Here is a 12,780-nt window from a genome sequence, read left to right as displayed (position 1 = left end):
GTACGCCATGGCACGCCCGACCGACCCCCTGTCGGCGGGAGCGGAGACCCGGAAAAGCGACGCCGACGACACCGCTCGCGCGCCCGATCCCGCCCCCGCCCCCGAGACGCTGCAAGTGGTACCCGCTCGTCACTACTCCCGCTGGGTCGCCTCCCTCGCCGTCCTGGTGCTCGCCGCACAGTTCGCCCACGGCCTGCTCACGAACCCGGTCTGGGAATGGCGGGTCTTCACCTCGTACCTGTTGTCCGAAGCGATCGTCAACGCGGTCGGCGTGACCCTGCAACTCACCTTATACGCCACGTTGCTGGGTTTCTCGCTCGGTACGGTGCTCGCGTTCATGCGGCTCTCGCACAGCCCCGTCCTGCGGACGGTCGCCTGGACCTACATCTGGGTCTTCCGCTCGATCCCGATGATCGTCCAGCTCGTCTTCTGGTTCAACCTGGGTGCTCTCTACCGGGAGTTGGGGGTCGGCATCCCCTTCGGCCCGGTGTTCGCCTCGGTGGACAGCAACACGCTCATCGGAACGATGGGAGCCGCCATCATCGGACTCTCCCTGCACCAGGCCGCCTACTGCGCGGAGATCGTGCGGGGCGGCGTCCTCGCCGTGGACCGCGGACAGTGGGAGGCCGCTGCCGCCCTGGGGATACCCCGGCTGCGGCAGATACGCCGGATCATCCTGCCGCAGGCCATGCGCTCCCTGCTCCCCACCGCTGTCAGCGAGATCGTCAGCCTCCTCAAGGGCACCTCGGTGGTCTATGTCATGGCCATCGGCGAGCTGTTCTACCAGGTGCAGGTGATCTACAGCCGCAACAGCCGGGTGATCCCGCTCCTGCTCGTCGCCACCGCCTGGTACGTGGCCCTGACGTCCGTCCTGTCGGTGGCCCAGTACTACGCGGAACGACGCCTGGCCCGCGGCCTCGACCGCACCCCGCCACCCACGCCCCTGCAACGCGCCCGGCGCGTGCTGCGCGACCTCTCCTCCCGGCAGAACCGCGAGAGCGCCCTGCCGGCCGGGAGTGCCCGATGAGTGACGTGACCGTGGACGTACGCGGCATCCACAAGAGCTTCGGCCCGCTCCAGGTCCTGCGCGGTGTGGACCTCCAGGTACGCACCGGGGAGGTGGCCGCCTTACTCGGCCCGTCCGGATCGGGCAAATCGACCCTGCTACGGGTGGTGAACCAGCTCGAGCGGGCCGATCGTGGCTGGATCACCATCGACGGCGAACTGATCGGCTACCGCAGGTCCGGTACGCGACTCCACGAGCTCAAGGAGAAGGAAGTCCTGCGCCAGCGCACGCAGGTGGGCTTCGTCTTCCAGAACTTCAACCTCTTCCCGCATCTGACGGTCCTGGAGAACCTCGTCGAGGCGCCCCTCGCCGCCAGACGGGCACCTCGCGGAGAACTGCTGGCGCAGGCGCACACCCTGCTGGCGCGGGTCGGCCTCTCGGACAAGGCCGACGCGTATCCACGCCAGTTGTCCGGCGGGCAGCAGCAACGGGTGGCGATCGCACGGGCGCTCGCCCTGAAACCGAAGGTCCTGCTCTTCGACGAGCCCACCTCGGCGCTCGATCCCGAACTGGTCGACGAAGTACTGGACGTCATCAGGGACTTGGCCCGCGCCGGCACCACGATGATCGTGGTCACGCATGAGATGGAGTTCGCCCGCGAGGTCGCCGACACGGTCGTCTTCATGGACGACGGCGTGATCGTCGAACAGGGGCCGCCCTCCGAGGTCCTGGACCACCCGAAACACCCGCGAGCCCGCGCCTTCCTCTCCAAAGTCCTGTGATCCCCCGCCCTGCACTTCCCACCCCTGTACTCCCCACCCCCGTACCACTCACTCACACCCCCAAGGAATACGTGTGTCCCGTCACCGCCCCGTACGCTCACTGGCCGTATCTCTGTCGCTCTGCGTCGCGGCACTCACCCTGTCCGCCTGCGCCAACCCGCCGGACGCCGGCTCCCCCGCCGGTACGGCGTCCGACGGCGCGGGCGGCATCAGCAAGGAAGCCGGCCAGAACCGCGTACGTGCGAAGCGGGTCGCCGAGATCGCCGCGCAGGTCCCGCAGGCCGTCCGGGACCGAGGAACGCTGGAGGTCGTGACGTTCGCCGGTCTGGCACCGCCGTTGAGCTTCTACGCGACCGACAACAAGACCGTCATCGGCATGGAGCCCGATCTCGCCCGCCTCGTCGCCGACGTCCTGGGCCTCGAGCCCCGACTGCACACCGTCTCCTGGGAGAACATGTTCGTCGGCCTGGACAGCGGCAAGTACGACGTGGCCATCGCCAACATCACCGACACCGAAGAGCGCAAACGCAAGTACGACTTCGCCTCCTACCGCCAGGACAAGGTGGCCTTCGAGGCGTTGCAGGGCAGCAGTCTGACGGTCAGGGGCCCCAAGGACGTGGCGGGTCTCACCGTCGCCGTGCACCCCGGAACCAACCAGGAAAAGCTGATCACGCAGTGGAGCGAGGAGAACGAACGGGCGGGCAGGAAGCCGGTCGCCGTCAAGTACTACCAGACCCAGAGCGACGTCTATCTGGCCCTGCGCTCGCGCCGCATCGACCTCTACCTCGGCTCCAACCCGTCGGTCGCCTACCACGTCGCCGACGCCGGACAGACCGACATCGTCGGTACCTACTCCGGGGCGGGCCCCGACCGCGAAGGCTGGATCGCCGCCACCATGAAGAAGGACAACGGGCTCGCCGCCCCTCTGGCCCGGGCGGTCAACGAACTGATCGGCAACGGCACTTACGGCAAAGCCGTCAAACGCTGGCACCTGACGGGAGAAGCCGTGACCGAATCCCGGGTCAATCCCCCCGGTCTTCCTTGATGGGTGCCGGGCTGTCAGGGGTTTTCCACCGTATCGAAGGTGGGGGTAGCCCCATGTCGCGGAGCGGGGAGCGTCCATAAAGTACTGATCCGCAGCACAGCGTGTTCGTACTCTCCCGCGTGTCGACGCCTTCCGTGTGCGGGGTCGAACCCATGGAGCCCCGAGATCAGGAGATGTCATGCGTCCGAGGCGAGAGCGGCCCGAGTCCGACGAACTGCTGCGCTTACAGGACGTCCACAAGGTGTACGGGCGCTCACGCAATCAAGTGGCAGCACTCGCCGGAGTGTCGCTCGGCTTCCGACGCCGCACCTTCACCGCTGTCATGGGCCCCTCCGGCTCGGGCAAGAGCACCTTCCTGCACTGCGCCGCCCTCCTGGACCGTCCGACGTCCGGCAGCGTGTTCCTGGACGGCCAGGATCTGACGGCGATGAACGAACGGTCGCTGACCAAGCTGCGCAGGAACCGGATCGGGTTCGTCTTCCAGAGCTTCAATCTGCTGCCCGCGCTGACCGTGGTGGACAACGTGACGCTGCCGCTGCGACTGGCGGGCAGACGGCCCGACCGCAGACTGGTGGCGGACGTCATCGAGCGCACCGGGCTGACGGACCGCCGAAAGCACCGGCCGGGCGAGCTCTCCGGCGGTCAGCAGCAGCGCGTAGCGATCGCCCGCGCCCTGGTCACCAGGCCGGACCTGCTGTTCGGGGACGAGCCGACCGGCGCCCTGGACACCGAGACCGCGCTGGAGATCCTGGGGCTGCTGCGCGAGGCCGTGGATTCCGGTGAGCAGACCGCGGTGATGGTGACGCACGACCCGGTGGCCGCCTCCCATGCCGACCGTGTGGTGTTCCTCGTCGACGGCCGGGTGAGCGCCGAACTCGAACGGCCCACCGTCGAGCAGGTGGCGAGCCGGATGACCCAGCTCGGCGCGTGGGCCCGGGCGCAGCGGCCCGTAGGCGCGGAGCGGGGGATCTAGTGCTGCGTCTCGCGCTCAAGACTTTGCGGTTCCGCAAGGGCGGCTTCCTCGCGTCGCTGATCGCGCTCTTCGTCGGCGCCGTCGTCGTGCAGGGCTGCGGCAGCCTGCTGGAGACCGGTATCCGGGCCGACGTCAAGGCCGAGCGGCTGGCCGGGGCGCCCGTCGTGGTGACCGGCAGCCAGGACTATCCCGGCACCGCGGTCGGCACCGCGACCGATGGGATGACCGAGCGGGTGCTGCTGGACGAGGACCTGGTGGACGCGGTGGCCGCGGTACCCGGTGTGGCCGAGGCGGTGCCGGACGTGTCCATGCCGGTCACCGCACTGGCCGGCCGGCCGGCCGAGGCCTCCGGGCACAGCTGGTCCAGTGCGTCGCTCTCGCCGTACGAACTGGTGGCGGGTGCCGAACCGGCCGCGTCCGGCGACGTCGTGGTCGACAGTGCCACCGCGAGGAAGACCGGTGTGCGGCCGGGCGCGCGACTGAAGGCGTCGGTGCGCGGTGTCCCGCACGTCTTCCGTGTCAGCGGGATCGCCGAGAGCCGGCGGTCCGCTCGGGCCGTTCTGCTCTTCTCCGACGAGGAGGCGTTCCGCCTGTACGACCGGCCCGGGAAGATCGACGACATCGGAGTGCTCGTCGCTCCGGGCACCGATCCGGTCCGGCTCGCCGACGCGGTCGGCGACGCTGTCGCGGGCCGCGGCGCGCGGGTGCTGCACGGCGACGACCGGGGGGTCGCCGAGTTCCCTGCCACGATCGCCGGCAGACAGAACCTGATTCCGGTCGCGGGCGCGTTCGGCGGTCTGGCCACCATGGTCGCGATCTTCGTGGTGGGCAGCACCGTGGGCATGCTGGTGCAACAACGCCGCCGGGAGATGGCGTTGCTCCGCACGACCGGGGTCACGCCGGGGCAGTTGCGCCGCATGGTGATGGCGGAGACGGCGGTGGCCGCGGTGCTCGCGGCCGGTCTGTCCCTCGTACCCGGACTCGCGTTCGGTCACTTCCTGTACGACGTCCTGGTCGACCAGGACCTGGTCCCCGGGGAGATGGTCTTCCGTCAGGGGTTCGTCCCCCGGCTCGCGGGCTTCGGCGCCACGCTGTTCGCGGCGCTGGCCGCGGCGTTCATCGCGTCCCGCCGGGTGTCGAAGGTCCGGCCGACCGAGGCGATGGCGGAGGCCTCGCTGCAGACCCGCTGGGTCAGCCCCGTCCGCCTGATCCTGGCGTTCCTGTTCCTCGGCGGCGCGACCGCGCTCGCGATCGTGACGGGGACGGTGATGACGGGGCCCGTCGCGGCGAGCACGTCCGCGCCGGCCGCGATGCTGTGGGCGGTGGGGATCGCCCTGGTGGCCCCGGCCCTGTGCCGCTGGCTCGCGGCCCTGCTGCGGTGGCCGGTCGGCTGGTTCACCGGCCTCTCCGGGCAGTTGGCGATGCTGAACGCGTCCGTGCGCCGGGTCCGGCTGGCCGCGGCGGTCATCCCGATCATGCTGGCGACCGGCCTCGCGACGGCTCTGATCTACCTGCAGACCAGTCAAGACGACGCCGCCAGCCGGATGTTCGCCGAAGGACTGAAGGCGGACGCGATCGTCAGTACCCGGGGTGCCGCTCTCCCGCCGTCGCTCGTGGACACGCTCGCCCGGCTGCCCCAGGTCGCCGGGGCGTCCGCTTCGGTGTCCGGTGACGCCCGCCTGGAGACCCTCCTCGACTCGGGCGGGGGCGACGGCGGCTCGAAGACGGGGCCGCGCGTCAGACCGGCCCGGATCGACCTTCAGGGGGTCACCGCCGCCGGGGCGCGGCAGACCATCGCGCGCACGGCGGTGCAGGGCGACTACGGGAAGCTGACCGGCGACAGCATCGTGCTGCCCACGGACGTACTGCGCGACAGCGGCAGAAAGGTCGGCGACCGGGTGCGACTGCGCTGGGGCAACGGCGACGTGAGCTCGATGACGGTGGTCGGATCGTTCACCCCGCCGCGCGGGTTCGGTTACGCGATGGTGCCCGCGGCCGAGCTGCTGCCCCGCACCACGAGCGGCACACTGTCGCAGATCCTGGTGAAGGCGAAGCCGGGGGTGTCGGCCCGGGAGCTGACGGCGGCGCTGCGCGAGCGGGCCGACGGCGTACCCGGAGCCGTGGTCGCGAACCGCTCGGAGGCGAAGGCGGCACACGCGCAGGGCGATGAGACCGGCCGGGTGGCGAGCTTCCTGCTGGCCGCCGTGGTGGTCGGCTACGCGGTGATCGCACTGGTCAACTCGCTGATCGTGGCGACCGCCGAGCGGCGGGGCGAGTTCGCGCTGCAACGGCTGATCGGCTCCACCCGCCGACAAGTACTGTGGATGATGTCCGTCGAGGCCCTGGTGACCGCGGTGATCGGGATCGTGCTCGGCACCGGCGTCGCCGCCGGCTCACTGCTCCCGTTCGGGCTGGCTCTGGACGGTACGTTGCTGCCCAGCGGGCCCGGGTGGATCTACGTGACGATCGTCGCCGCCGCGGTGGCGCTGACGTTCGTGACCATCCTGCTCCCGACGATCCTCGCGCTACGAGCGAAACCCGTGGAAGCCGCCGTCGCTCCATGACCACTCCCCCCGTCTCCGGCCACGAAAGGACCTCATGTCAGGCGTTGTCGTCGTCGGAGCGGGAATCGTCGGCTCCTCGGTGGCCTATCACTTGGCCCGTCGGGGCGGACCCGTCACCCTGCTCGAACAGGGACTCGCTCCGGCCTGCGGTGCCACAGGAGCCGCCTTCGCCTGGATCAGCAGCTCGGGAGGGCACTGGCCCGGTGGAGCGCAGGACCTGCGCGAGTACGTCCTGACGGACCACCGGCGTCTGGAGGCCGAACTGCCGCATGTCACCGTCCGCCGGACCGGGTCACTGAACTGGTCCGACTCACCGGTTCAGGACGCGCGGCCGGGGCCTGGCCGGTTCCGTGTCGGACGCGGTGACATCGCGGCCCTGGAACCCAACCTCCGTAACCCGCCCGGCCAGGCCCTCCACATCCCGAGCGACGCAGGTGTCGACCCGACAGCACTCACCCGCGCACTCGTTGCGGCCGCCCGCGCTCACGGAGCGACCGTGCTGTACAACACCGCCGTCACCTCTCTCCAGGTGACCCGCGGACGCGTCACGGGTGTGCTGTCCTCGGCCGGCCTGCACACCGCCACCACCGTCGTGCTCACGGCCGGGACCGACATCCCCGAGCTCTGCGCACCGCTGTCGGCGGACCTGCCCATTGCCGCTTCCCCGGCCACCCTCGTACGGATCGCAGCACCGCCCGGCCTGGTCAGGACCATCGTGGCCCTCCCGGATTTCGAGGTCCGCGAGGTTCGGGACGGCGACCTCCTGATGGTCGTGCCGCATGTAGAGGGCCCAGCGGCATCGTTCGAGCAGGCCGCTCAGAGCGCGCTCCAGCACGTGCGGACGAACTTCCGAGGGGGCGACAGTTGCCGCTTGCGGGGCTACAGCGTCGGCAGACGCCCCATGCCCGCGAACGGCCCCCTCATCGGCCACGTGACCCACGACCGGTCCGTCTATGTCGCGGCCATGCACTCCGCGATCGCCCTGGCGCCCACCGTCGGACGACTGGTCGCGGACGAACTCGTGACCGGCAGGCCGGCCTCCGAGCTCCAACGCTGCCGACCGCCCCTGCGCTGACACCATTGCGCGGACAGGGCGTTCAGTCCTTCTGCTCGCCCAACTTCCCGACGTAGTCCTGGGCCTTGTCCACGGCCGCGTCGATCTTGTCGCTGTGCTTGCCGTCGGTCTTGTCGTCGATGAAGTTGCCCACTTTCTCCAACCCGCCGGAGATCTTGTCCCCGTGCTCCTCGGCGAGATCCTCCGCCTTGTCCTTCAGATTCTTCAGTGCGTCGAACATGCACCGGCCTTCTTTCACAGTTGAACTGGTCCGGCTTCGGGGCAGCGGAACCCGTGCCCCGGTGCCGCGGTCCCGGGGCGGAGTCCGCGGCACCGGGGCAGGGCGGCTCTACTTGGCAGTGGCGTCCAGCGCCGCCAGCGCCTGGGCCCAGCGCACGTACTTGAGCTGGGCGAGGTCGGCGACGGTCTTGACCCCGAACGCCTCGTCGAGGAGCTCCCCGTCCCGGTCCGAGACCCCCTTCAGTGCCGCTACCGGGGCGGTCAGAATCTCCGGCAGGCTCTTCTCCACCCACGCCTTGTCCAGCACCTTGTCGAGATCGATCGTCGCCATGCATTCCTCCTGAGCCGAGATTCTTCTACAAGCGTGTAGAAGAATATGGTCGAGGCCGGCGCCCACGGGCGGCTTCGACCCCCCGGGCGGCAGAAGGGCCAAAAGCCACCGGCGAGCGTCGAGATCTCGCTCTTGACGTGGGCTCCCTGTCTCAGCCGTGTCACACGTCCCGCCGGTGGAACACCGCCCCCGCGAGCAGGAGCAGCACCACGGTGCAGCCGGCGACAAGTCCGAGCGACGGCCAGGCGCCGAGGCTTCCGACGGCCTCCGCGCTCGCGTCCGACGACTGGGTCAGCTTCTCCAGGGCGGCGGTCGGCGACACCCCGGCGACCCACCGCCGGGCGTCCCCCAACAACGGGCCGAAGAGCGAAGGCAGCAACAGCACTCCGATCACCGTGGCGACGGAACCCGCCGAGTGCCTCACCAACGTGCCGATGGCGAGACCGAGCAACGCCGCCACCGAGAACGACGCGGCGATCCCGAAGAGGGCCGGCCAGGGCTCCCCGGGGGCGTACTTGCCGTCGGGCAGCAGCGCGCCGCCGACACCGTAGGCGAGGGTGCAGGACAGCAGGGCGAGACCGTACGTGACGAGCGCGAGGACCGTCGCCTTGGCGGCCAGGACCGTGGTGCGGCGAGGGCCGGCTGCCAGCGTGGCGCGAAGAGTGCCACTGCTGTACTCGCCGGTGACGACGAGTGCGCCGGCCACGGCAGCGAGCATCTGCGCGACGACGGTGAGGGTGAGGCTGCCGCCGAGCACGGTGTCGTCGGCCTGGAGGCTGCCGCTCGCCGCCACGAACACGGCGCCCAGGACGGGCACCAGGCCCGAGGCGAGCGTCGTCCACACCGTGGAGCGCACGCTGCGGAACTTGATCCACTCGGAGGTGGTCTGCTCGGGCAGGGCGGCGCGCGGGGTGCGGGCCGGCGGCTCGGTGCACAGGCTGTCCGTCGTGCTCATCGCGGGACCTCCGTGGTCGCGTGCGCGGTGTACTCCTGGGCGTCCTGGGAGAGGGCCGTGTAGACCTCCTCCAACGAGGAGTGGGCGGGGGCGAGTTCGTGCAGGGCGAGGCCGTGATCACGGGCCAGATCCCCGATGGCGGCGGTGTCGGGCCCGTCCACGCGCCAGCCGCCGCGCGGGTCGAGGCTCACGTCGGCTCCCTTGGCCTCCAGCAGGGCGCGTAGCTTCTCGGCCTCCGGGGCGCGGACGCGGGTGTGGACGCGGGAGTGGGAGGCGATGAAGTCGCGGACCGTGGTGTCGGCGAGGAGCCGGCCCTTGCCGATCACGATGAGATGGTCGGCGGTCAGTTCCATCTCGCTCATCAGGTGGCTGGAGAGAAAGACCGTACGGCCTTGCGCGGCAAGGGATTTCATCAGGTCGCGGATCCAGCGGACGCCTTCGGTGTCGAGTCCGTTGACCGGCTCGTCGAGGAGGAGGACTTCCGGGTCGCCGAGCAGCGCGGCGGCGATGCCCAGGCGTTGGCCCATGCCGAGCGAGAACCCTTTGGCGCGTTTACGGGCGGTCGCGGGCGGCAGCCCGACCAGGTCCAGGACGTCCCCGACACGGCGGCGCGGAAGCCCGTTGCTCGCCGCGAGAGCGGCCAGGTGCTGGTAGGCGCTCCGGCCGCCGTGCACTCCCCCGGCGTCCAGCAGGGAGCCGACGGTGCACAGAGGTGCGCGCAGTTCGGCGTACGGGCGGCCGGCCACCGTCACGCGGCCCCCGGTCGGGCGGTCCAGGCCGAGGACGAGCCGCATGGTGGTGGACTTGCCCGCGCCGTTGGGGCCGAGGAAGCCCGTCACGCGGCCGGGCCGCACGGTGAAGGACAGGCCGTCCACGGCGGTCCTGTCGCCGTATCGCTTGGTCAGTTCGGTTGCTTCGATCATGTCTTCGACGCTACGAACCGCGGACACCTCGGACATCCGCCGCGCGGAGTCGGCCGATACTCCCGCGGGAGTACCCCCTACCGTTCGCCGGGCCGCACGAGTCCCGTCTCGTACGCGAGGACCACCAGCTGGGCCCGGTCCCGGGCGCCCAGCTTGATCATGGCGCGGCTGACGTGCGTCTTCGCGGTCAGCGGGCTCATGATCAGCTCCTTGCCGATCTCCTCGTTGGTCAGACCCGCCGCGACCAGGGCCATGACCTCGCGCTCCCGCTCCGTCAGCGGCGCCAGCCGCTCGGCCCCGGCCGCCTCGGGGGCCTTGAGGCGGGCGAACTCCTCCACCACCGCCCGGGTCACCGCCGGCGCCAGCAGGTTCTGACCGGCCGCGACCGTACGGATCGCCGCGCGCAGCTCGTCCGGTTCCAGGTCCTTGACGAGGAAGCCCGCCGCCCCGTGCCGCAGCGCCTCGAAGACGTACGCGTCGACGCGGTACGTGGTGAGCATGACGACGCGGACGTGGTCGAGGGTGCGGTCGGCGGCGATCCGGCGGGTGGCCTCGATGCCGTCGACGCCGGGCATGCGGATGTCCATGAGGACCACGTCGGGGCGTGTGCTGCGGACCGCTTCGACGGCCCGCAGACCGTCCGCCGCCTCTGCGACCACGACCAGGTCGTCGGTGAGGTCGAGCAGGGCGCGAAAGCCCGCACGTACGACGGTCTGGTCGTCGGCGAGCACCACCCGCACGGTCATGGACGGTCCTCCTCTGCGGATGTCGGGTCGGCCGGCAGCCGGGCCCGCACCCGGAAACCGCCGCCGGGCAGGGGCCCGTACTCGATACTGCCGCCGACCGCGGACGCCCGCTCGCGCATGCCGACGAGTCCGAAACCGCCGCCCGTTGCCTGGCCGTCATGACTCCGGCCGTTGCCGTCGTCCACGATCTCGACGATCAGCCATCGCTCCCGCCTGCCGACCGAGACGGCCGTATGCCGCGCGTTCGCGTGTCTCACCACATTGGTGAGCGCCTCCTGCACGATCCGGTACGCGGCGAGATCGACCATGCGCGGGACGGCCGTCGGATCCGGCACGTCCTGATGCAGGGTGATCTCGGTCCCGCCGCCCGCGAACGTGTTCACCAGGTCCGCGATGCGGTCGACTCCGGGCGCCGGGGCGGTGTTCTCGCCGTCCGGTTCGCGCAGCACGGAAACCGTGGCGCGCAGTTCCCGTACGGCCTCCTTGCCCGCGTCGCGCACGGTGCGCATCGCCGTCCGCGCCATCTCGGGTCTGCGGTCGAAGGCGTCCAGTGCGACACCGGCCTGCACCGTCATGGCCGCCACCGTGTGCGCCACCACGTCGTGCAACTCGCGGGCGATGCGCGTCCGCTCCTCCTGTACGCGGCGTGCCGCCTCGCGCTCGCGGTCGGTCTCGGCGCGGACGGCTCGTGCCGCGTACTCGGCCAGCAACTCCCGCCGCATGCGCACCACTTCGCCCAGCAGCAGGGGAACGAGGGGCCACACCATCTCCAGGACCGGCAGCCCCTGCGGATTGACCACGTCCTTGCCCACGGCCAGGGCGACGACCCCGGACACACTCGCGGCGATCAACGCCGCCCAGGCGCTGCGGCGCCGGCTGCCCCGGACCGCGACGGTGTACAGCGCGACGATCACCGGCAGGTTCAGCAGCTCACCGATGTGCTGGTACAGCGCCCAGGCCGCGCACGCGGCCCCGGTCGCCGCGGCCACGGCGGCCGGCCACCGTCGGCGCCCCAGCAGCGCGCACAGGGACAGGGCGAACAGCGTCCAGGAGAACCAGTCGGCCTGCCGGTACCCGGGCTCGTTCACCGCCAGGTCGGCCCCCGTGAACACCCCCACGACGGCCACGACCCCCACGTCCACCCACTGCGGCGGCAGCTTCCGCACACGGGCCGGTAAGCGGTCGAAGGTCGTCACGACTTCACCGTAGGCGCCCCGTATCGGCTTCGCATACGGCCGTGGGAGTAGTCCGGGCAGCTAGCGAGGCGCCGGCGGAACAGTGGCGCGCGCCAGGCTGTCCTCCAGTTCGTCGAGCGCCCTGCGCGCCGTAGCGATCCGGATCCGCACGTCCTCCTCCGGCACACGCACGGCCTCGACCGGCACGGGCAGGGCGTCCTGCTCCTCGCGCTCCTCCATGGCGCGTGCCTCGTCGAGCGAGGTGATGACGACGCCGATGAGGACGTTGACGAGGACGAAGGAGGCGATGAGCACGTAGGAGGCGTAGAAGACGATGCTCCAGCGGGAGATCTCCAGGCCCGCGCGGACCGCGTCGCCGAGTCCGTCGAGGGTCATGAGCAGGAAGAGGGTGAGCACGGCGCGGCCGATCGAGCCGAAGTGCTCGGGGTCGGCGGTGCCGAAGAAGACCCAGCCCACCATCGCGTACACGTACAGCAGCAGTCCGCCCACGAGGAGGAAGCTGACGGTACCGGGCAGACTGCGGCCCACCGCGACCAGCACGATGCGCAGTTGGGGCAGGAAGCGGGCGGCGCGCAGCACCCGGGCCAGGCGCAGCAGCCGCAGCACGGTGACGTTCTCGCGCACGACGGGCAGGAACGCGCAGGCGACCACGGCGAGGTCGAAGAGGTTCCACGGGTCGCGCCAGAAGTCGCGCGAGCGATCGGCGTGCGCACCCGCGCGCAACAGGATCTCCGTGGTGAAGAAGGCGAGGAAGGCGTGCTCCAGCAGCTTCAGTTCGTCGTCGAAGCGGTCGATGACCCCGCTGTACGTCTCGATACCGAGCACGGCCGCGTTGGCGAGGATCAGGGCGAAGACGGTGACGGAGAACCAGCGCGCCTCGACGACGGCACGGCAACGGACGGCCAGGGCGGTGCGGCGGGTGCTCTCGGGTAACCGGATCAGGTTGCTGCTCACGGGAATTGGAT

Annotated in this window: 13 protein-coding genes; 6 read left to right on the top strand and 7 right to left on the bottom strand. The window is 70.7% G+C overall.

Translation table 11 applies throughout. From position 1 onward, the window contains the following. Window positions 1–7: 7 nt before the first annotated feature. The 6 genes from ABD366_RS31370 (at window position 8) to ABD366_RS31345 (ending at window position 7,445) form a co-directional block, all read left to right on the top strand. A complete protein-coding gene (locus ABD366_RS31370) occupies window positions 8–1,027 on the top strand; it encodes an amino acid ABC transporter permease (RefSeq protein ID WP_324768066.1) in 1,020 nt (339 codons plus the stop codon). Continuing rightward, complete coding sequence (locus tag ABD366_RS31365; RefSeq protein WP_324768065.1) at window positions 1,024–1,788, top strand: amino acid ABC transporter ATP-binding protein; 765 nt, start codon at window positions 1,024–1,026, stop codon at window positions 1,786–1,788. The genes ABD366_RS31370 and ABD366_RS31365 overlap by 4 nt, the downstream gene beginning before the upstream one ends. Window positions 1,789–1,861: 73 nt before the next feature. Beyond that, a complete protein-coding gene (locus ABD366_RS31360) occupies window positions 1,862–2,833 on the top strand; it encodes an ABC transporter substrate-binding protein (protein ID WP_324768064.1) in 972 nt (323 codons plus the stop codon). Window positions 2,834–3,011: 178 nt separating this feature from the next. Then, complete coding sequence (locus ABD366_RS31355) at window positions 3,012–3,806, top strand: ABC transporter ATP-binding protein (protein ID WP_324768063.1); 795 nt, start codon at window positions 3,012–3,014, stop codon at window positions 3,804–3,806. After that, window positions 3,806–6,370, top strand: coding sequence for an ABC transporter permease (locus tag ABD366_RS31350; RefSeq protein WP_324768061.1), 2,565 nt, complete (start codon window positions 3,806–3,808; stop codon window positions 6,368–6,370). The genes ABD366_RS31355 and ABD366_RS31350 overlap by 1 nt, the downstream gene beginning before the upstream one ends. A 34-nt stretch (window positions 6,371–6,404) precedes the next feature. Then, the gene (locus ABD366_RS31345) at window positions 6,405–7,445 is read left to right on the top strand and encodes an NAD(P)/FAD-dependent oxidoreductase (protein ID WP_324768060.1); all 1,041 of its coding nucleotides are present in this window, start codon (window positions 6,405–6,407) and stop codon (window positions 7,443–7,445) included. 22 nt (window positions 7,446–7,467) lie between these two features. On the opposite strand, the gene ABD366_RS31340 is transcribed toward ABD366_RS31345, so the two are convergent. The 7 genes from ABD366_RS31340 to ABD366_RS31310 form a co-directional block, all read right to left on the bottom strand. After that, window positions 7,468–7,665, bottom strand: a complete 198-nt coding sequence (locus tag ABD366_RS31340) for an antitoxin (protein WP_324768058.1) — start codon at window positions 7,663–7,665, stop codon at window positions 7,468–7,470. Window positions 7,666–7,773: 108 nt separating this feature from the next. Further along, a complete protein-coding gene (locus ABD366_RS31335) occupies window positions 7,774–7,995 on the bottom strand; it encodes a hypothetical protein (RefSeq protein ID WP_324768057.1) in 222 nt (73 codons plus the stop codon). A 160-nt stretch (window positions 7,996–8,155) separates the two neighbouring features. Continuing rightward, window positions 8,156–8,950, bottom strand: a complete 795-nt coding sequence (locus tag ABD366_RS31330) for an ABC transporter permease subunit (RefSeq protein WP_324768056.1) — start codon at window positions 8,948–8,950, stop codon at window positions 8,156–8,158. Next, window positions 8,947–9,873 (bottom strand): ABC transporter ATP-binding protein, encoded by a 927-nt coding sequence (locus tag ABD366_RS31325; RefSeq protein ID WP_324768054.1) that lies wholly within the window; start codon window positions 9,871–9,873, stop codon window positions 8,947–8,949. Before ABD366_RS31325 ends, ABD366_RS31330 begins: the two co-directional genes overlap by 4 nt. A 77-nt stretch (window positions 9,874–9,950) precedes the next feature. Beyond that, window positions 9,951–10,619, bottom strand: coding sequence for a response regulator transcription factor (locus ABD366_RS31320; RefSeq protein ID WP_324768052.1), 669 nt, complete (start codon window positions 10,617–10,619; stop codon window positions 9,951–9,953). Beyond that, a complete protein-coding gene (locus ABD366_RS31315) occupies window positions 10,616–11,815 on the bottom strand; it encodes a sensor histidine kinase (RefSeq protein ID WP_324768050.1) in 1,200 nt (399 codons plus the stop codon). The genes ABD366_RS31320 and ABD366_RS31315 overlap by 4 nt, the downstream gene beginning before the upstream one ends. Window positions 11,816–11,875: 60 nt before the next feature. Beyond that, window positions 11,876–12,769, bottom strand: a complete 894-nt coding sequence (locus ABD366_RS31310; RefSeq protein ID WP_324768049.1) for an ion transporter — start codon at window positions 12,767–12,769, stop codon at window positions 11,876–11,878. Between the last annotated feature and the right edge of the window lie 11 nt (window positions 12,770–12,780).

Source organism: Streptomyces kunmingensis, from assembly GCF_039533535.1.
In the GTDB taxonomy this organism is placed as follows: Bacteria; Actinomycetota; Actinomycetes; order Streptomycetales; family Streptomycetaceae; genus Streptomyces; species Streptomyces kunmingensis.
This window is presented reverse-complemented; position numbering and strand designations above follow the sequence as displayed.

Bases quoted from the DNA above. Each gene is read 5' to 3' on its own strand.
- ABD366_RS31330 (WP_324768056.1), bottom strand. From the start codon at position 8,950: ATGAGCACGACGGACAGCCTGTGCACCGAGCCGCCGGCCCGCACCCCG.
- ABD366_RS31345 (WP_324768060.1), top strand. From the start codon at position 6,405: ATGTCAGGCGTTGTCGTCGTCGGAGCGGGAATCGTCGGCTCCTCGGTG.
- ABD366_RS31355 (WP_324768063.1), top strand. From the start codon at position 3,012: ATGCGTCCGAGGCGAGAGCGGCCCGAGTCCGACGAACTGCTGCGCTTA.
- ABD366_RS31325 (WP_324768054.1), bottom strand. From the start codon at position 9,873: ATGATCGAAGCAACCGAACTGACCAAGCGATACGGCGACAGGACCGCC.
- ABD366_RS31340 (WP_324768058.1), bottom strand. From the start codon at position 7,665: ATGTTCGACGCACTGAAGAATCTGAAGGACAAGGCGGAGGATCTCGCC.
- ABD366_RS31370 (WP_324768066.1), top strand. From the start codon at position 8: ATGGCACGCCCGACCGACCCCCTGTCGGCGGGAGCGGAGACCCGGAAA.
- ABD366_RS31335 (WP_324768057.1), bottom strand. From the start codon at position 7,995: ATGGCGACGATCGATCTCGACAAGGTGCTGGACAAGGCGTGGGTGGAG.
- ABD366_RS31365 (WP_324768065.1), top strand. From the start codon at position 1,024: ATGAGTGACGTGACCGTGGACGTACGCGGCATCCACAAGAGCTTCGGC.
- ABD366_RS31320 (WP_324768052.1), bottom strand. From the start codon at position 10,619: ATGACCGTGCGGGTGGTGCTCGCCGACGACCAGACCGTCGTACGTGCG.